The 17,968-nt window shown below is 41.2% G+C and carries 17 protein-coding genes; 11 read left to right on the forward strand and 6 right to left on the reverse strand.

Annotated elements, in window-relative coordinates; translation table 11 throughout:
* Positions 1–166 precede the first annotated feature (166 nt).
* The 3 genes from EVJ29_RS13055 to EVJ29_RS13065 all read left to right on the forward strand — a co-directional run bounded on the left by EVJ29_RS13055 (position 167) and on the right by EVJ29_RS13065 (position 3,056).
* Positions 167–634, forward strand: coding sequence for an HNH endonuclease (locus EVJ29_RS13055; RefSeq protein WP_201739017.1), 468 nt, complete (start codon positions 167–169; stop codon positions 632–634).
* A gap of 16 nt (positions 635–650) precedes the next feature.
* The gene (locus tag EVJ29_RS13060) at positions 651–1,871 is read left to right on the forward strand and encodes a DGQHR domain-containing protein (protein WP_161567360.1); all 1,221 of its coding nucleotides are present in this window, start codon (positions 651–653) and stop codon (positions 1,869–1,871) included.
* Positions 1,872–2,216: 345 nt separating this feature from the next.
* A complete protein-coding gene (locus EVJ29_RS13065) occupies positions 2,217–3,056 on the forward strand; it encodes a hypothetical protein (protein ID WP_131505222.1) in 840 nt (279 codons plus the stop codon).
* Between the two features lie 85 nt (positions 3,057–3,141).
* On the opposite strand, the gene EVJ29_RS13070 is transcribed toward EVJ29_RS13065, so the two are convergent.
* Positions 3,142–3,816: a hypothetical protein gene (locus EVJ29_RS13070; RefSeq protein WP_131505223.1), complete on the reverse strand. Its 675-nt coding sequence runs from the start codon at positions 3,814–3,816 to the stop codon at positions 3,142–3,144.
* 668 nt (positions 3,817–4,484) lie between these two features.
* Here EVJ29_RS13070 and EVJ29_RS13075 point away from each other — a divergent pair.
* From EVJ29_RS13075 to EVJ29_RS13085, 3 genes are all read left to right on the forward strand, one after another.
* Positions 4,485–5,006: a hypothetical protein gene (locus tag EVJ29_RS13075; RefSeq protein WP_131505224.1), complete on the forward strand. Its 522-nt coding sequence runs from the start codon at positions 4,485–4,487 to the stop codon at positions 5,004–5,006.
* A 135-nt stretch (positions 5,007–5,141) separates the two neighbouring features.
* The gene (locus EVJ29_RS13080) at positions 5,142–5,663 is read left to right on the forward strand and encodes a hypothetical protein (protein WP_131505225.1); all 522 of its coding nucleotides are present in this window, start codon (positions 5,142–5,144) and stop codon (positions 5,661–5,663) included.
* A gap of 165 nt (positions 5,664–5,828) precedes the next feature.
* Positions 5,829–6,590, forward strand: a complete 762-nt coding sequence (locus EVJ29_RS13085; protein WP_131505226.1) for a helix-turn-helix domain-containing protein — start codon at positions 5,829–5,831, stop codon at positions 6,588–6,590.
* Positions 6,591–7,075: 485 nt separating this feature from the next.
* On the opposite strand, the gene EVJ29_RS13090 is transcribed toward EVJ29_RS13085, so the two are convergent.
* Together EVJ29_RS13090 and EVJ29_RS13095 are read right to left on the reverse strand one after the other, a co-directional pair.
* Positions 7,076–8,404 (reverse strand): hypothetical protein, encoded by a 1,329-nt coding sequence (locus tag EVJ29_RS13090; protein WP_131505227.1) that lies wholly within the window; start codon positions 8,402–8,404, stop codon positions 7,076–7,078.
* On the reverse strand, positions 8,401–10,368 hold the full coding sequence (locus tag EVJ29_RS13095) for an AAA family ATPase (RefSeq protein WP_161567361.1): 1,968 nt from the start codon (positions 10,366–10,368) through the stop codon (positions 8,401–8,403). Before EVJ29_RS13095 ends, EVJ29_RS13090 begins: the two co-directional genes overlap by 4 nt.
* Positions 10,369–10,611: 243 nt before the next feature.
* Between EVJ29_RS13095 and EVJ29_RS13100 the strand changes: the two genes are divergently transcribed.
* On the forward strand, positions 10,612–11,670 hold the full coding sequence (locus EVJ29_RS13100; RefSeq protein WP_131505229.1) for a hypothetical protein: 1,059 nt from the start codon (positions 10,612–10,614) through the stop codon (positions 11,668–11,670).
* Here the strand turns inward: EVJ29_RS13100 and EVJ29_RS13105 are convergent.
* Together EVJ29_RS13105 and EVJ29_RS13110 are read right to left on the reverse strand one after the other, a co-directional pair.
* Positions 11,662–11,991: a hypothetical protein gene (locus tag EVJ29_RS13105; RefSeq protein ID WP_131505230.1), complete on the reverse strand. Its 330-nt coding sequence runs from the start codon at positions 11,989–11,991 to the stop codon at positions 11,662–11,664. The two genes, EVJ29_RS13100 and EVJ29_RS13105, sit on opposite strands and share 9 nt — an antisense overlap.
* 184 nt (positions 11,992–12,175) lie before the next feature.
* The gene (locus tag EVJ29_RS13110; protein ID WP_131505231.1) at positions 12,176–13,579 is read right to left on the reverse strand and encodes a HEPN domain-containing protein; all 1,404 of its coding nucleotides are present in this window, start codon (positions 13,577–13,579) and stop codon (positions 12,176–12,178) included.
* Between the two features lie 112 nt (positions 13,580–13,691).
* Between EVJ29_RS13110 and EVJ29_RS15590 the strand changes: the two genes are divergently transcribed.
* On the forward strand, positions 13,692–13,979 hold the full coding sequence (locus EVJ29_RS15590; RefSeq protein WP_131505232.1) for a JAB domain-containing protein: 288 nt from the start codon (positions 13,692–13,694) through the stop codon (positions 13,977–13,979).
* Positions 13,980–14,482: 503 nt separating this feature from the next.
* Complete coding sequence (locus EVJ29_RS13120; protein ID WP_131505233.1) at positions 14,483–14,695, forward strand: helix-turn-helix transcriptional regulator; 213 nt, start codon at positions 14,483–14,485, stop codon at positions 14,693–14,695.
* A gap of 416 nt (positions 14,696–15,111) precedes the next feature.
* Here the strand turns inward: EVJ29_RS13120 and EVJ29_RS13125 are convergent, their stop codons facing one another.
* Entirely contained in the window at positions 15,112–15,849 is a 738-nt protein-coding gene (locus EVJ29_RS13125; RefSeq protein WP_131505234.1) for a hypothetical protein, read from the reverse strand.
* Positions 15,850–16,505: 656 nt separating this feature from the next.
* Between EVJ29_RS13125 and EVJ29_RS13130 the strand changes: the two genes are divergently transcribed.
* Complete coding sequence (locus EVJ29_RS13130; protein WP_131505235.1) at positions 16,506–16,889, forward strand: hypothetical protein; 384 nt, start codon at positions 16,506–16,508, stop codon at positions 16,887–16,889.
* A 339-nt stretch (positions 16,890–17,228) separates the two neighbouring features.
* Complete coding sequence (locus EVJ29_RS13135; RefSeq protein WP_131505236.1) at positions 17,229–17,855, forward strand: helix-turn-helix domain-containing protein; 627 nt, start codon at positions 17,229–17,231, stop codon at positions 17,853–17,855.
* Positions 17,856–17,968: the final 113 nt, after the last annotated feature.

A 17,968-nucleotide genomic window follows, 5' to 3' on the forward strand; every position in this document is an offset into this window, starting at 1 on the left:
ATATAAAATAATTAATTTATAATATAAAATAATTAATTTATAAATATTTTAAATGTTTGTTTTTTTGTTGAGGTGGAATACCTCAAATAAATCACCTCATAAATCTTACCTCATATCCATAATCTCAATTTTTATAACGCCACTTTTTCTTTAAGGAGGTAGTGGAATGAATCAGCTCCCATCTTTTTTGGCTCGATTCGACATCGATCAGGAAGAGTTGTTTGCGAAGATGTTCCCTTTGATTCAAGAATATGTAGTCGAATCCATTCGTCCGACAGAAGAGCAGATGAGAAGATGGCGAAATTCTCCGGAAGGGCGTCAAGAGTTCGAACGTTATATGTCATCAAAGTTCACTGTCACCCCATCAAAACGGACAATTCGAACGTTATGGGACATCTATAACGGAAAGAAGCAGACGTCACGTGATAAGGCACTCGTCCGACGCTTCATAGAGGCACATAGATATGTGGTCGCCTGTGCACACTGTGGTCTGACGGAAGGGAAATTCCATGTGGACCATATCATCCCGTTATCGAGAGGGGGGAGAGATGAACCTGAGAACCTTCAGGTCCTTTGCACCCGATGCAATTTGGAAAAGTCGAACCGTTATGATGCTCGTAAGCCACTTATATGAGAACGGAGGAAGAAATGTGTCCAAATCATATTCATTAACACGTGCTGACCTGCTCACACTGATTGAAAACATCAGAACGCGTCATGGTGACAAGTTCAAGATGATGTTGGTCAAGTTGGAACAGGGAAACGGGTATGACATGTCCACAAGTCAGCTCACTGTCGATGCGACATATGCATTGTTACGTCGTATACCGAGGAATTATGACAATCCGGATGGCATCCAACGGGCATTGAAGGACGCGAAAGTGAATAATATTGAGAAAATCGCACGGGACGACGAAGAGAGATTCTCTTCTCCCAATGCGGTCGTCTTAAACTTGGTCTCGGGTCACGAATATGTCTCGATAGTGATGGACCAGGAGAATGGAAGAATCCGATACTTCATCATCGACCTGGAGGCTTACGAGAAAGTGGTCGCAGGAGCACAAGTGGATTCGGAAGGATATTTGTTGGACGAGCGGATATTTCCTGGAATCATGCTTGACGGACACCATCGGACGGCAGGTCTCTATCAAGCCACGAAGCTAGGTATAGACCTGCCGGTGACCGCCTATATCGATCTTCCTCCCAAAGATATGGCCAAAGTGTTCGCAGACATCAATGTCTATCAAGAGAAGCCTAGTACGGTCCATTCACTCGCGATGAAGGCCTTATCCGGAACCCTCAGTAGCAGAGAGGAGGGTGCACACAGTATCGTGACACTTTTGAACGAGAGCGATTGGAGCGTCTTATATCAACGTGTCAAAGACATCGACGGGCCGAGACCTAAGGATTTGCCGAAATCATATGTGACCAATAGCACACTCGTCAAACTGATTGAGGGGTATGTGCTCGACACGATGCCGACTAAGATATCGACGTCTCGAAAGGCGCAGATTCTGAATGATTATTTCAAGGCATGGAGTGAGGTTTATCCGACTGCATGGAATGACGAAAAGAGTCATGTACTTGTGAAGTCTATGGGCTTTCAAATCATGCTGCGAGTATTCGATAAAATCTATACGATGCTAGGTAGCGATGGCATTCCATCCAAACAAAGTTTCAAAACCTTCTTGGAGAACTATATGGACACCGCCGAGAAGTTGAACGTCTATGAAAAGGAGTTGATCCTCGACTGGAACAGCAGGGATTACGGAGGATATTCGAGCGGGAAAGGAATCAACGATATCGTTGCGGCGGTGCAAAAGCATATTACAAACAAGCACTATTCTACCCTAGAGCAAGCATCGAGCTGATTCGAGCTCAGGAGATATTCAGACTGATGGAGGGAAGACTAATCTTCTCTCCATCCTTTTGGATGAGAGGAGATTAGTCTTTATATTTAAAATCGGTTGAGCTTGAGTCAAAGTTGATCTTGTCAAAACAGGGTGATAAAATAACAGGGTTATGAATATATGTCTTTTTCATCAAACAAGATATGCATTCAAGATGAGGGTTGGAATTCTCTGCAAGGGATGTTGAGTAGAAAAGGTGATGTCTTACAACGCTGATATCGTCGTGTTCTATAAATCGATTTAGAAGACAATTGTAGGGATATGTGGAATCGCGGAAGCATTATATATTTAAGAAGGAGATTTAAGATGGAGAAACTCACGTTAAAGCTGAAGGTCGAGATGATTGATTTTAATGTTGTCGACTCACCTCCTATAAACTATGAGATAACGAGTTATCAGCTCTGGAGTGACGGTACCAATCAGTTGATTGAGAACTTGTATGATCTTATTTTGAAAGAAAAAGGTGACTGGATTGGTTTGAAGAGTGTTCGAACTCCCGACAGTCAAGAAGTGGACTTTTTGTTGATGTTCACAAAGTCAGAACTGAATGAGGAAGATAATCGATTACTTAAATCGATTGTACAAGTTTGTGAATCGTATATTGCGGAGAGTCTTGAACCGAAGACCGAAGTCGATGAACACTTGTTGAACACCACATATATAGATTCGATGGGAGATGGAATGATTGTAAGCGCTCAAATGAACGGAGGTACTGGTCTATCAGAATTCTTGGAAAAAAAATTAAGTGATCAGGGAATCGAGTACACAATACTTCGCAGACAACAAGAGCGGGTAGAAGCCGGTGCCAGTGGCGGTATGGAACATGTTTTGATTCATATAGCACAATGGGTTCTAACAAGCGCAGCATGGGACATATTGAAAAAAAGTTTGAATTTAGAGGATATCTCATGGCTGAGCTTTTTTAGGGAATCGAGATACGAGGAAAAACAGTTCAAGCGAATTAGGAGTTCGGTCGCGGAACGTACCAGGATCAATGAGATTGACCTGATACTTAAAGATAAAATCGAGGATGAGAAGGAAGTGACCATCGTCTTCGAGGTAAGGGGCACTGTAGGAGGCGACATATCCCTTATCTGTGACCATTACGGTAATATCAAGGACTTATCAAATACGGCAACCAGTTAAATGCTTTGAATATATGTAAACATATAACCCAACAACATGGATGACCAAATAGAGGCGCTTGCATGACTGCAACGCCTCTATTTGGTCATCTGTCAGTTTCAGTCTTGCTCCGTTCTCTCAAGATGGCAAGTTCGATTTGCTCTTCGAGTCTAATCTCGAACGCCTCTTTCTCACGACGGAGGATTTGAACTTCGAGGTGTAGCCTTTGGTTCTCTTCCTCTAAGTGATCCGAGCGTCGAGTGCGGCCTTTCAAATCTTCAACCATGTCCACCAGGCTCTGGTTCTGGCGGTACAGCTGGGACCGTTCGTCCTCGAGCTTCTTGAATCGTCCCTCCAAATCGAACACCTCTCGCTTCAGACCTTTAGCAACCTCTTTGGATGCCTTGCGCTCTGCCTCCAAAGTGGAAGCTAGTCCGGCCTTCTCCTGTAACGTTATTTCGAGTCGCTCTTCGAAATCATTCCTCTCTGCTTCAAGCGCAAACACCTTCTCCTCATGTTCTTTTTCGAGTCGATTCTGCTCTTCCAGGATGCTCTGTTCGAGCTCGGTAACGGCCACTAGATGTCTGGACTTGATTCGCTCATTCTCTTTGGTTTGTGCCTCGATACGGGTCGCCCGTTCATTGAACAGTGCCCTTACCTGCGAGAGCGCGGCCTCCAGTACGGCGTCTTCCTCTGCAGTGACCGGATCAGGTGTATCTTTGTCGGCTGATAGCAGAAGCTCCTCAAACAATTGATTCGTCGATAGCTGTCGTTGTTCCATGAGTGTTTGTATACGCTTCTTCACATCTTGTGACACACGGAATGAGGTCACCCTCGTCTCTTGAGTCTCCATTGATTATTTTCACCACTTTGTCAGTTAAATTATTGATGCGGTTCTACAAGGTAAGTAGATTTCGTATACATTTCGACGTCGAAATGTATACGAAGCGAGTTCATATTTGCTTCCTCATAAGGCTTTCTTTCCTTTGAAAAATCTTTGTAGGAAAAGTTCTCTTTCTTCACAGAAAATTCTCCGAGATACTTTATGGAGTCCATTTTTCGGTGTGAGGCCACGACGCGCTTTTTCGTCCCGACCATCTCATCTATAAATGTCATTACATCGACTATCTTCGAATCGCCAGGTATCGTGCCACGCTAATCTCTTTTCGTGTCCCCACATGCCCGTATTGCATGATTGCTCTTCAATAAAACCATACCATAATTTCTTCTCCATTTTTCATAAAATCTTGTCACTTCGTTTCAAGTCGGCCCATAGAAATCGATCAATACTACTCACGAGAGATAGAGAATTGATACTTCAAAATTGATATGTGCTAAGTAGCGGCCGGAAAGGATGCGGGGAAGTTCGTGAAAAAAGGGCTTTACAAAGTTTGAAGGTTTACTTATTATGTATTAGTATCTAAACTAATTTAATCAAGAGGAAAAGACATGGTAAACAGTCGAACGGCAGTGGAAGCGTCGGGCCAGGTGGCCCGGCCGACGTATTACATCACCCCGGTGGGTGATTGGGTGAACTATGAGCGGGGGGTGTCCGCGGGGGGCATCGCCCCGATCGATAAGGGGGAGGTCGCGCCTTTCCTGACAAAGTCACAGCTGGGGCGCCTCTCGACCGACCGGTTGCGGGCGTACGGTCTCGGAAACCTGACGACGGACCGGAACCAGCGGATGGTCGAGAAGATGATGGAGGGTGACCATCTCGTCTTTTATTTCGACAAGACGCTCCGCTCGATGAGCCGCGTCGTCCAGGTGGTGGAGAGCGAGGATCTCTCATTGTGGCTCTTCGGGGACCGACGGTACAAGTTCGTCGTCTTCCTCGACGACTTCAGGGAGCTGGGCCTGCCGGCCTCGACGATGGCGGAGTCCCTGTACGGGAAAGGGGATGGCGTCGTTCGCGGGCTGAGGCGGTTGAGCGAGCTGAACGGGGCGAAGCTCGAAGGGCTTTTGGGTTGATGCAAAGGAGCACGCCCCCTTCACGGAGCAGTTGGAACGGATTTAGGGAGATGCGCGTAAAAAGAGCTGTACAAAGTCTGGAGGTTAAGTTATTATATATTTGTAAATTAACTAATAAAACAAGGAGGAAAAGACATGGTAAACAGTCGAACGGCAGTGGAAGCGTCGGGCCAGGTGGCCCGGGCGACGTATTACATCACCCCGGTGGGTGATTGGGTGAACTATGAGCGGGGGGTGTCCGCGGGGGGCATCGCCCCGATCGATAAGGGGGAGGTCGCGCCTTTCCTGACAGAGTCACAGCTGGGGCGCCTCTCGACCGACCGGTTGCGGGCGTACGGTCTCGGAAACCTGACGACGGACCGGAACCAGCGGATGGTCGAGAAGATGATGGAGGGTGACCATCTCGTCTTTTATTTCGACAAGACGCTCCGCTCGATGGGCCGCGTCGTCCAGGTGGTGGAGAGCGAGGATCTCTCATTGTGGCTCTTCGGGGACCGACGGTACAAGTTCGTCGTCTTCCTCGACGACTTCAGGGAGCTGGGCCTGCCGGCCTCGACGATGGCGGAGTCCCTATACGGGAAAGGGGATGGCGTCGTTCGCGGGCTGAGGCGGTTGAGCGAGCTGAACGGGGCGAAGCTCGAAGGGCTTTTGGGGTGAGGCGGGGAGTAATTCTCCGCTTTATTTGTTTATCTATAAAAATTTGACAAGAAATCGAGTGGAACTATACTCAACTATAAAATGATAAAGTATCAAGATGAGTAGTTAAAGAAACTAGCCATTAATCAAGAAGAAAACCTGCATTTGATAAAGGAGAACTTAGCCATGGAAAGTTTGACGTTTTTCAAAATTTTAATGTTACAAAAAAAGCTGTCTAATAAAGATATAGCAAAAAAAATGGGTGTCAGTGAAGTTAGTATAAAAGACTGGATTGACGGAAAAAAAACCATTCCTTATAAAAGATTAGACGAATTGAAGAAGGTTCTTGAGATAGATAATCCTGATTTATTATCAGAGAAGATGAGACTGCCCACGCTCGAAGAGATGGGGTTGGTAGGGGATACATCTGTAGAAAACGTCATAGCTGAGAAAAAAATGGAACAGATAATCTGGCAACCTGTGGGGAGTGATCTTAGAAATTTTTATAGCAGTATCTTAAGTGAAAAGGTTTCATCTCCACCTGTCAGTATAAAAGATATGCGGTTGGAACCGGTCCGCGAAGAAGTGGAGTTGATTGAAGGTGGATTTGTATCGGTATGGGGTGTCCAAGATGGCAATAACTATATGACGTTCAATAAATTTCAGCGTATACAAAAAGGTGATATAGTCATGTTTTATTCCGCTCAGAAGTTTATCGCATATGGGACGATAGTTGGAAAAATTATTAGTGAAGAGTTGTCTATGGAACTTTGGAAAAGCCATGATTTTAAGAATATCTATATTATAAAAGACGTAAGACCCATGGACGAAGAATATTCAGAATGGACCAAACAGATTTATGGAAAGGCGAGCAGATCGCTTCAAGGCTTACGCATTCTTGATGAAGAGAAATCGAAACATGGTTTAAAAATTTTGGGTCAAATTTAACAACGGGATGCAAATTAAAAAAAGATAGGGTAGCCCATGGAAGTTGAGAATTAAAAATTCACTTCTACGTTTTTTAGATAAAACTTAGTATACTTCCTAGTGCGCGTTGTTGTAGAAGTTCGAGTTTATATGTCGTGGGTTTGAATATCTTTTCTGGTCTTGACATGGATGAGGTCCTTCATAGATATAGTTCAGGTATAAACAGGATAAAATAAACGGCCCCTATCGAAAGAAAGGGGCCGTTGTCGGCTGGTCAGTCCAGCCTTCTAATTGATTGCTTATAATGTAGTGAAAAGGGATGGGATATGTCAATTAAAGCAACTAAAGTATGGTGATAACATTGTGCTACTAAAAACATCATTAAAAAGGAAAATGAGGCTAGTGCGTTAGTTAAATTCGTGGTCTATATCTGGGTATTTTATGTCAGCGCTTTTTTAACTTGAGAATCCTTTTTGTCTCGTTTGCTATATGGGTATCTTGTTATTTCAATCTACGAGTTTTTGTAAAGCATCAATCAAATCTTCGTCAATACTATCGAAATTTGAGGCGTGTATATCTAAAAAGCCCAACTGTACGGCAAGGTCTCGTCTGAGCTTGGCTAAAGGTTCTTTCCCAATGAGATTCAGATCTACAGTGTAGCCGACAATAAATCCTTTCAGGTCATCAATATCTCTAAACGATTTTTTAATTCCAGCAAAATCATTTTCGAGTAAATCTTCTAGATAGTTTTCAGTGTAAATCTTTCTTTTCTTTACAAGTTCCTTGGCATGATTGTCATGGTAACTATAGAGTGGACCCAGCTTAAAAATCTCTATATAGTCCTTAATGTTCTCCGGCTGATGATTGACGGTCTCGAGAGCGATTTCTATGCTGTCTTGACTATAGCTTTTGATTGCTTTGAACCTGAAATAGTCATGAAGACTATGTTCGAAAGGATGAAGCCCATCGAACGGGAACTGTTTTTCACCCTTTAAAGACTGGTTACATTGTTTGCAGGAAGGAATCAAGTTATATAGAGACATCGAGAAATAGGGATAACGCTTCTTTGAATAAAAATGATCGATGTCTGCCCTGACCCTACCATTGTTCGAAAGAAATGGGGTTATGTATTGGCGATTACAATAAGGGCAGACAGTGATTTTGCCGTCCATGATAAGCGAATAATCGTTCCATTCATGATTAAATACAGTCAATGAATTAAAACCCTTTAGAGTAAAACTTACTCCTGTTAGTTTATTGAAGATTCGCTCAAATGCTTTTGCTTTCTTATTCTCATCCGCCTCCAATTTATCTCTACAGGTCTCGATTTCTGGAAAATCCTCAATCAATAATCGAATGATTTCTACTTTTACATTTTCCGAGTATTTGCTTTCCGATGTATTATGTAATGCCTTTGCACGGTAGTAATGGTACAAAGATTTTGTCTTGAAATTTTCGTATTGAAATAATTCATATAAATATGTTCTGAATGAGATAGCAATATCTCGATGTTCTGGTTCCAACAGTTTTACAGTCCATGGGAAAGAGGACGCAATTTCGTCTTTTAATCCTCTTAGGATGGTCGGGGAGCCCTTTGAAAACAAATCAACCTTATTTTCAATAAGATCGTAGAGCCCCGCCTGTTCCTCTTTTAGACTTTCATTAAAAGCAGCGCCGTCTCCCCGAAAAGAGATTTGATTCAAAAAAGATTGATCCAGCACCGGGTCAAATTGGAAAGGCTTTACTTCAAGCGTCCTCAACTCAGGAAGAATGGATGTTTTGAAATATTCATTATGGCGGTTCTCTATTTCTGAACTGTAGGTGAGCCTTATCATGATTGGCCACCACCTTTATCGTGTGAGGTAATAATATAATTGATGAGCAATTTTTTCTCATCACTGCTCATGGATGAAAATAGCTCTATAGAATCTCTGACCTTGTTTGTTTGAGGGGTTGAGATGATTTTTGAAATCCTATTTTGAAAATCCACACGTATGATTTCTTCACCTATTATCTCTACGATAGATTGAATGGAGTTCAATCTATCGTTCGGTAAGGGAATCTCCCTTTCTTCTTTTGAAATCATTTCTTCTATTTTTTCTAAATTTTTGTCGATGTCGATAAATATCTGTTCAGCTAGGCTTCCAATCACTTCGTCCACTTCAAAAGATTTAGAAAATAAATTATAGATATTTTGCCCGAACGTCCTACTGACTTGATTTTTTTCATTCGAAGTTTGTTCCGTCGGGTCTATCTTCTTGAGGTAAGTGACATTATGGTGAGGAGTGTCAGATAAAATGATTGGTGAATGTGTGGTCATAATTATTTGCACCGTCTCATCTTCGAAAATTAGAGAAGTCAATTGTAGCAACCAATCGACGTACTTTCTTTGCCATTCTGGATGAAATGAGGCATTACCTTCATCCACGAGAAGCCAAATATGGTTCTTTAACTCGCTTTTTTCATCCTCTTTAATTCGTCCGTTTTTTGCCTGTAATAAGATTGAAAAAAGGTTTAAAAAGTGTCTCTCGCCGGCACTCATCCCCCAAGAAAAATTTAGGAACGGATTTGGTGATATGTCCTCATACAAAGCGAGGAATGTATTGAGGTTGGTATTTTTTAAAGATAGTACGTATCTGCTCTCTTCGAAAGAGTCTTCAGACATCGAGCTGTATAGAATCTCATCAATCCACTCAAGAGATCCCTTATAGCGAGTAATAACTTTATTTTTTCTTGATGTATCATAATCAAATATCTCACTGTAGAGATTTGTCATATATTCGAACAAGTCTTCATCTACCAAATCTGGTTCAGAGAATACATTCGAAAATGAAACGATTTTTTTTCTCGTGTTCACCAAAGTTTTCTCGTCAGATTTTAGAATCAAATCCTCTAATAATTCGTAAAGAAAATTTATCATCGCATTTTCATATATCATCATATATAAGGTCAACTTTTTATGTCTCAGGATGAAAGTGTCTTGAATTTTATTCGAGATTTCACGAGTGGCTTTTTCAACAGAATTTGTATCTTTGTGGTTCTCTGAAGAAAATAATTCAACTAAAGAGCGATGCACATTATTGTTATCGACTTTAATTTCAAGGCTATCAGGTAATTTGAATGGAAGGGTGAAGTTATGACGACCCCCTTTAATTTTTTCATTAAAGAAATATACAAATTTTAGTTGTCTTGATGTCTCGTTCAAAAAATAACGCGCGATAGGGTTGGTGATGGAGGAATTCTCTGAATGATTATCGGATAAACGTCTCATCGTCGAACCGGTAGATCCATTGAAGACGGAAGCGGATTCCAGCTCGAAAAAATCTGCTCTGTCTATGGACTCGGTGATGTAAATTATGCTTTTTTCAGTCACATGTTCGTTCAGTTCGATTTGCTCTATAGTAGTTACGTTGCTATTGGTTACATCATCACTGCCATAAACTCTAATCTCCTCTTTAATGTTCACTGAATGATGGAAGATACTCCTCGTCTCATCGTCGAAGAAGATACCAAAAAGCCCATCTGAGAGAAACTTGTGCTGGCTATAGTCCAAAAAACTTTGTATCGTCTTTAACAAAGTTGTTTTACCAGCACCGTTGTCGCCGATGATCACATCAATCCCTTTAATGTTTTCACGTTTATCCAACAAGTAGCTTTCGATTTTTAAAACATCTGGGCTGAATGAGGATAATATGACTTCATTTGATTGCTCATCATAGCAAATATCGAGGATATCGTGGAACATGTATTCTTCAAAGTCATGTTCAGATTTTTTCTTAAGTAAATAAATGAGTCTCAATATCATCATTCCTTTTAAAAAGTTTATAGGTGAAGCATCAATAAAAATTATTGATTGCCGAACACAAGATTTTTATGTAAAACGTTCAATACCCCTCTGTATGATACATGAAAAATTATGTAATATATTCATATATTTTAAAGATATGGGGGTTGTGGTGAGGGAGTCCGATTTAGATTTTAAATCCATGAGTCTTTTGTTTCATACTCGGTAACTTGAAATCAGTCAAAAGGAGGAAAATTGATGAGTCAAGATAAACTAAGAACCTATGGTGTTAAAAAAGAATTAGAGTATGCGACTGGCGATATGTTCGAAACAGATGTTCAGTTTATTTTAGCACTGGAAAATCACAATTATATAGGTACACGCATGAAGAAAGACGATGGAGTGGATGGATTAATAATCAAAAGGGAATCAAATAACAAAAAATCAGTGGTTCTTTATTCAATATATGGTCCTGAACAATCAACTCGCTGGAACATAAAAATGAGAAAAATTGAAAACGATTTGAGCGAGATGATCAAGCACGCTGCAAAATACGATGAGTCTATGTTCAAATTTATCTTTAATTTCAAGATAGGGTTTGAACAGGCTGAAGCATTTGAATCTTTGATGCATAAGAATGAAATAAAATATGAACTGTACGATCCGGAGAAACTAATAACGCTTTTGAAGACAGACTCGCAGATTCGAAGTGCTGTTGCATTCATCGTGGGAATCGAAGGTGAAGATAGACCTTTAACTGACTTTAATAATCATGTTTTTGCAGGAGAGGTCCTCAAAGTTCTTCAATCTTTTGATTTGAAAGAAGATTTGTCGGATAAGATGACAAAAATTAACGATATGAAGCTCCAAGTCATGTCTTATCTTTCAAATGAACATATGAGAATCGGTCCACGCTTTTTTTCTTTCAAGCAAGAATCGAATGTTCAACTATACTTGGTACCCGACAGAAAACAGTTAGTTGAAAAGACACAAGTCAATTCAGGTCTTGAAACAGCATATCTAGTTCATGATAAGAAAAAAGAAATTCAAAGGCTATCAAAAGAAGATTTTCAAATGCTACACGATGGATTGTGGGAAGAGGAGTTGACTGTTTTATCTCCATATAAAGGTTGCCTGGCAGTCAAAGTCGAGAACCTTCTTGTAGTCTATCAAATACTTGAAAACTGCTTGAGTTGTCTTGAGAACTCAGGCGATATGGACCTTTATCAAGTCTTGCTTCGAATGTATCGTAACCAGAAAAAATCTATCCTAGAACGTGAAGTATCGAGAAACTTCAGGAACAAGGAGTTATCCTAATCTCCCCACGACGAGTCGTGATAGAACAATTTCTGGAGTTGAAAGTCGGCGTTTTCTTGAATTTAGAAAAATTGAGAATTTTATATGTAACCATCCAAATAACTCACTTGCAACAAAAAAATTTAAAACGTGCTTATATTTCTCGTAATCTTCTACCAAAGCAGAGGTTATATAGAGACCATATGACTTTGCTTCACCAGTGTACTGTTTGCTGGGATAGATAACGACTTTTATATTTTCTATTCCGCCATCTTTAAATATATTATTCACTACTCTATATATTTCGGGGTAATTACTCGTGCTTAATAATATATTTTTCATTAAATCATCTTCCAAGGTTGTAGTTTATAGCTATAGAAATTTTCCGATTTATCATATCAAGCATTCCTATTTTAAAAAAATTATAGGTATACGTAACGTAGATCTGACAGATTTTTATATTAGATTGTCGTTTTATATAAAAAAGACCTCATGCGTTACGAGGTCTTAAAAAGCTATATCTCATTCAGAGCGCTAAACCTCTTCTAAAAAGATCATTGATACTTATTTTAATCTTTTCATCACTCATTCCAATGTCTCGTAGTACCATAGCATAATAAAGCCACTCCAAAATTAACATATCAATCCCATACCATTCATGGGGATCTCTTTCAATGTTGCCGTGACCGACGTCGTTTCTACGTTGGGCGATTCGAGTAGCTAAATCAGGATAACCAGAGTCAAATTCTATTCCGTTGATATAAAAGATGTTTTTGATAAAAACATCTAATTCTTCCTTGAATTCTTCAAAAGCGAATACAAGCTTTTCTGCCAATGTATGTTTTTGACCTACTTCTCCTAATGCGCGCTTCTTCGCATCTCTATAGAATTTTTTCTTTCTACCTGTTGTCTCATTTACTTTTGAATCGAAGAAATTTAAGATTTCCTCTCTCTCTTCCTTATATTTATCTTCTGTTTCTTTTGAAAGTTTATCTTGTAAAGATCGGCTAAATTGCCATTCAAATCCTGCAGTCACCATAATATATCTGGCTGGTGTAATGACACGGGAATCTTCGTTGCTGTCAGGTACATGAGACATATATATTTTACCGTTTACCATGGCCATCAACAGATTTTTCAAATTATCTTTAATCAACGGGAAATCGATTATCCGTCTTGCCAATTTTTTATCTGTTTCTGCTGCAATAGGATTTTCACGAAGATTCACAAAAAATTCGCCTACTTCTTTGTAGCTTGGGCTATTAGGATGGGTTTTTTTCTTTATAATCAATTTATTGATTATCACATTTCGTCTAAACGTTATGAATATCAATAGGCGTCGAATTAAAAGTGTTAATTCCTCAGCACTGGATAACTCTTTTGTTTCTTCAAATTTTAACTTTAAATTTGCGTATATGTCGATTGGATTTAATGAATCTTGTTTAATTGTTTTTTGGTTTTCCAATTTAGCATCTACATGAATAGCGTTAAAGATAAATGAGAAATTGTCAGTGTTTTCTTCATAGGTTTTAAAGTTTAATGAATCATCTCCAGTTTTTTTCTTCGTTACAGAATATGACCTTTGCGGATGATAAAAATGATTCAACTCGTCTGATTGGATGTCCAAAGCATCAAACACCAATGTCTCCTCATCAGTAATCAAATAGGATTTCACCACTCCCCTGAATTGATTATGGTTAGTTTGTTTCAAATCATGCATATTAAGATGAACAAATTTATCCTCTTCAAAAGTTTTGCCAATTAGTTGTCCTTCAAATAGGCTCTTAAAAGGCTCCATGCTCATAAATCTGTCCAGATAATCCTCATCATCTCCTCGGTTCGTGATTTTTTCGATTGTAAGTAAGAAATCCACTTCGTCTAGATCAAATATACACTTTTCCCTTTGAAACTCGATTGTTCCTCTAATCATTGTGATCCCCCTTTAATATTTCCGAAAAAATTACCACCTTTAATCATCATATATATCTACCACATTGAATAGAAGGTTTTACTTTTTAGGAAAAGTCTGCGTTGCAAAACATATGTGTTTTGCAACGCAGACTTGGAACAACCGCCAGGGCGGTAGCTGCTTTGTCGCTCGACATGGACTATCCGCCATCATCCACTCACCGGACCGTTCCCGACAAATCGAGGCGTCGTTCATCGGGAACGACGCTTCTGAGGTATTCCTCGTTATCATGCTAAACACGGAGAATCGGGTCATCGACGTTAACTCGAGTGTCGTTCATCCAGGGAAGGTCTTCAAATGTGCCACCTTGAAGAACGCCTCGTCCCACATCATCTGTTATCAGAACCCGAGCGGGACCTGAGCCCGAGCCACTCGTCTCCTAAAGGTTACATGAGGCGGTTGAACTCCTCATCATCCCGATGCTCGACCATTTCATCCTGACGGTGGATGAGTCGCACGTCAGCATGAAACAGCGGGGTGCATGGGCTGAATGGAGTGGGGGCGGAAGACCGGTCCTGGTTCGTTCGGTAAGGGAAAGGACAAAAACGTATGTTTTCCTGGACGAGAATGGTGACTCGCGTTGCTCTCGCCTAAATCCAAAGGTCGAATCCATGAAAACAGGGTGGTTCGTGCGTCGTTATGGAAAAGTGTTTTTCTCTGTCTCCTAAGGAGAATTAGATTGAATTATTCATGATATTTGATTCAGGGGTGTCCAATCGTGTGTTTCTACTTTTAAAAAAAGGTGTGTGACATGGTTCGGAAAGTCTTAGTGAGGGAACAAGGAGCTTTCCGAACCGTGCTGTAAAGTAACCTTGACATGTAAAGTAACCTTGACATATACTTTGATGTGAAGGGGGGACGAATTTGAATAATAGACTCAGAAATTTTCGAGAATCCAACAACCTTTCTCAAGGTGACCTTGCAAAACGATTAAACGTTTCAAGACAAACCATTATCTCGATTGAGAAAGGGAGATACAATCCGTCTCTTGATCTGGCATTCTCGATTGCCGCAATTTTTAATTGTAGGATCGAAGATATTTTTATTCCAAATTTAGAATTAGTAAAAGGGGAATGATTATGAAGAAAATGAACCTCTTGATTGGTCTAGCATTGCTTGTTACAAGTGGATATCTATATATGGGTGACGGTCCCGGCATACTAAGTCTCCTACTTTTGATTGCTGGAGTAACGTCTGTAGTTCTAGATTTAATCTATTCTCCGAATGAACCATTTGACGAGAGACAAAAAGAAATCAAATCAAAAAGCGGACACATGTCATATCTCTTTAGTGTCGTCTATATGTTCTTACTGTTGATACTCATACAGTATGGTGTAATCGAAAATCCGATCATGGCAATCTTTATTTTATTGGCAGGTCACGTCTTGACGTTCCCACTTGTATCACTAGTATACGCGCGTAAGATGTAGGCAGGGCGTTAATAAAGGACCTACACAATAGTGTGTAGGTCCTTTATTAACATCTTTAGAATATCATTGTGCAATGACGCCAGTAAAAATAGGACCTGGGCCAACGCCAACTCTTCCGGTAAATCTAATGTAAACACCTTTACCTTTATTAATATTATTGATTTCTCTTCCCGCTACAGTTCCGCCTACTGCAAGAGCACCTGCAATTCCTTTGACGAGCAGGCTAGGAGCTGTCGGAACCATTCCAGAAACAGCAACTGCAAGCGCAGCGCCACTTGCACCGCTATACATGCTATTTGCTAACCGCTTCGTATTAGTGTTGTTTAAGTAAAGCTTATATCCCCACCAGTAAGAAGAGAAACCATTGACACCGGTACTTGCAGATGCTGTAGCAAACGACTTGTAGTTTTGCTGAAGTGAAAGAGACGGAGGCGATGTATAGGTAACGCTTAGATCATCTTGTATAAGAATCGTTCCTTTTGCCACTTCGTCATTTAGATAACTCATCCAGGCAGTGACACCCTCAATAACATCTGAAGGTACATTCAATGCTTCATATCCTTCTTTGAGACGGATGGTCCCATCGAGATTTTTTTGTACAAAACCTTCAAGTGAGTTTATATATTGATCAAAATTTTCATCCTGTGCAACAGCACCCTCCTGAGAAACATCTAGGCTGCCTTGCTTCACGCTCGGATTGGTACCCTGTGATTCATTGGCTGAAACGCCACCTAATCCACTAAATACTAGTACGGAGGACAAAGCGAGAACACTACTTTTGTATACAAAACGATCCTTCATCATTCTTTTCCCCTTTCAATTTGTATATCTACGGTACAAAGGAAATATAACACAAAAAAAGAAATAAATATCATAAATTACAAAAAATAGTTATATATTACCATATTAGGACATATATACCATTAACATAAAAAATGAAACACGTGTGTTTTCTTCTGAACGATGGGCAACTCACGTGGACCGGGTTTACATGATTTAAGAACAGAACAAGATCAGTTTTCGAAGGAGAAAAATCGTACTTCGCAGCGTGCGTTGATTACATGTCTCTTCTTTGGTAAAAGATCCTCGTTTCATATTTTTTCTCAATTTTGACATGTAAGCCCTGGTCTTGTTTCAAACAAGCTGATGTGAGATGATCCCGGTTTCCCGTTATCGTAGGGGTATCAACTAGAGAGGATGACATCGAGCTCGTGAACCTCGATGTCCTATGTGCCGTGAAGGAAGGGGAATCGTTGGAGTTCGTGACCCTCTGTTTGAATTGACAACTGTTGAAGACGCATCAGTCAGTGGAATGAGTTTTCCCAGATTCCAAAAATAATGACGTATACATGTATAGATGTATACGTCATTATTTTTGTACATCGGTTCATGAACAAGGACTGAAATGAATTTTTACGGGGAATCGGTCTATAGAGAACCGGAAGGGGTGAGACGTGATGGACGAGGGGCTGCTTAATGACTATGCGTTCGAAGGATTGGATCCGTTCGTCCGGATAGTGTTCTCAGAACTGATGGAACATCCCGAGTGGATGCGTGTCGTCGACAAGGAACATTGCGTCGAGAAGGTCGTCCGGTTCGATGACGGACGGAACTCGCCTTACTTCCGGGTGTTGATTTACCTGGACGCAGAGGAGCGTCCAATCAGGAAGGTGTATCTATACGGTACATGGGTGGTGGCGGATGGGGACGTCAGTTTCGTCGCCTCGGAGCTATCCAAGGGTGTATTCGAGTATGAAGTGATGCATGTGCATTGGCTCATCAAGTACCGGTTCGAGGATTGGGGAGTCTCTGAAGACGGGGCATGGGAGAAAGAATGGTGATCCGGGCTCATGCGTGAGCGTCTAGCGCCTATTGGAGAAGTCGCTCATCGCACCGCTGCCCCCCTGACGGCCCGATAACAAGAGCTGCTTTAAAACGCATCTCTATGTTCCTGGCCCTTTCTGACGGGAGGCACGGAGCGTAAGGGCAACGTCAAAACCAAGACAGTGGGCGCGTCTAGTGACACGCAAGGAACACCATTCGGCCGAATGGTGTTTTTGTTTGAAAGCCATTCACCGATTTCTGATCAATTTGAAGTTGATTAAGATACCATCTTATTTTAATACAACGTTTCTGGTATTATTTAATAAAATCATCGTTGTGTTAAAAGGAGGCTTACCATGTATACGATTGACGAGGCATTTGAGATTCTGTCCAAGAACAAGCTCACAAGTCACAAAGAGACGGTCCGTAACTGGGTACGAAAAGGCGTGATCCAGGCGGAACCGCTCGAGTCGCGTAAAAAAGGCTATCGGATCAGTGAGGAGGCGCTCAATCAGTTCATCAAAGAACGGATGCCTGAGGGATGGGAGATGTATCCAGAGTCGGTGACAGGGGAAGCTCGGGATGTCGTCAAGAATGAGGACGAGGCCCCGTATCACGTCGAAATCGACGTGGAAGCAATCAAAGAGCAGGGACGCATCGAGATGTGGCACCAGGTGGCCGGACGCTGGCTATGGGAAGGGCACCTCGATATCACACGGACGATGGTACGACATGCGATTGAGCATAGGTGCTATACAAAAGAGTTCGAGCAGTTCGTCTGGGAACGATGTCTCAAGAACAGCGCCCCGCGTAAAAACCCACGGGTCCTCTACTTGGTCGATGCGTTTCTTTTCGAAGGAGAGCGGGTGCCGTTCGATCAGGATTTTGGCATCAAAGAAGAACAAATCATGCAGGCGTTGATTGAGCATGTCAGGTTGAGAAAGCGGTCGGGAATGTATAAAGATGAATCTGATAACAGATAAAAGTTTCAGTACCAGATACGGCTGACTGGCATTTATGGACAACATAGTTACCAAAATTAAGGGGTGGGAATCGCTCTTCCTCCTGGGAAGGTCTTCTTTGCTGGTAGACCCGA

Source organism: Exiguobacterium sp. SH4S7 (genome assembly GCF_004336795.1).
Taxonomy (GTDB): domain Bacteria; phylum Bacillota; class Bacilli; order Exiguobacteriales; family Exiguobacteriaceae; genus Exiguobacterium; species Exiguobacterium aurantiacum_A.

What these genes read in the sequence shown, in the direction of transcription:
- EVJ29_RS13055 (WP_201739017.1), top strand. Translation starts at nt 167, where the DNA reads ATGAATCAGCTCCCATCTTTTTTGGCTCGATTCGACATCGATCAGGAA.
- EVJ29_RS13065 (WP_131505222.1), top strand. Translation starts at nt 2,217, where the DNA reads ATGGAGAAACTCACGTTAAAGCTGAAGGTCGAGATGATTGATTTTAAT.
- EVJ29_RS13070 (WP_131505223.1), bottom strand. Translation starts at nt 3,816, where the DNA reads ATGGAACAACGACAGCTATCGACGAATCAATTGTTTGAGGAGCTTCTG.
- EVJ29_RS13075 (WP_131505224.1), top strand. Translation starts at nt 4,485, where the DNA reads ATGGTAAACAGTCGAACGGCAGTGGAAGCGTCGGGCCAGGTGGCCCGG.
- EVJ29_RS13080 (WP_131505225.1), top strand. Translation starts at nt 5,142, where the DNA reads ATGGTAAACAGTCGAACGGCAGTGGAAGCGTCGGGCCAGGTGGCCCGG.
- EVJ29_RS13085 (WP_131505226.1), top strand. Translation starts at nt 5,829, where the DNA reads ATGGAAAGTTTGACGTTTTTCAAAATTTTAATGTTACAAAAAAAGCTG.
- EVJ29_RS13090 (WP_131505227.1), bottom strand. Translation starts at nt 8,404, where the DNA reads ATGATAAGGCTCACCTACAGTTCAGAAATAGAGAACCGCCATAATGAA.
- EVJ29_RS13100 (WP_131505229.1), top strand. Translation starts at nt 10,612, where the DNA reads ATGAGTCAAGATAAACTAAGAACCTATGGTGTTAAAAAAGAATTAGAG.
- EVJ29_RS13105 (WP_131505230.1), bottom strand. Translation starts at nt 11,991, where the DNA reads ATGAAAAATATATTATTAAGCACGAGTAATTACCCCGAAATATATAGA.
- EVJ29_RS13110 (WP_131505231.1), bottom strand. Translation starts at nt 13,579, where the DNA reads ATGATTAGAGGAACAATCGAGTTTCAAAGGGAAAAGTGTATATTTGAT.
- EVJ29_RS15590 (WP_131505232.1), top strand. Translation starts at nt 13,692, where the DNA reads ATGTGTTTTGCAACGCAGACTTGGAACAACCGCCAGGGCGGTAGCTGC.
- EVJ29_RS13125 (WP_131505234.1), bottom strand. Translation starts at nt 15,849, where the DNA reads ATGAAGGATCGTTTTGTATACAAAAGTAGTGTTCTCGCTTTGTCCTCC.
- EVJ29_RS13130 (WP_131505235.1), top strand. Translation starts at nt 16,506, where the DNA reads ATGGACGAGGGGCTGCTTAATGACTATGCGTTCGAAGGATTGGATCCG.
- EVJ29_RS13135 (WP_131505236.1), top strand. Translation starts at nt 17,229, where the DNA reads ATGTATACGATTGACGAGGCATTTGAGATTCTGTCCAAGAACAAGCTC.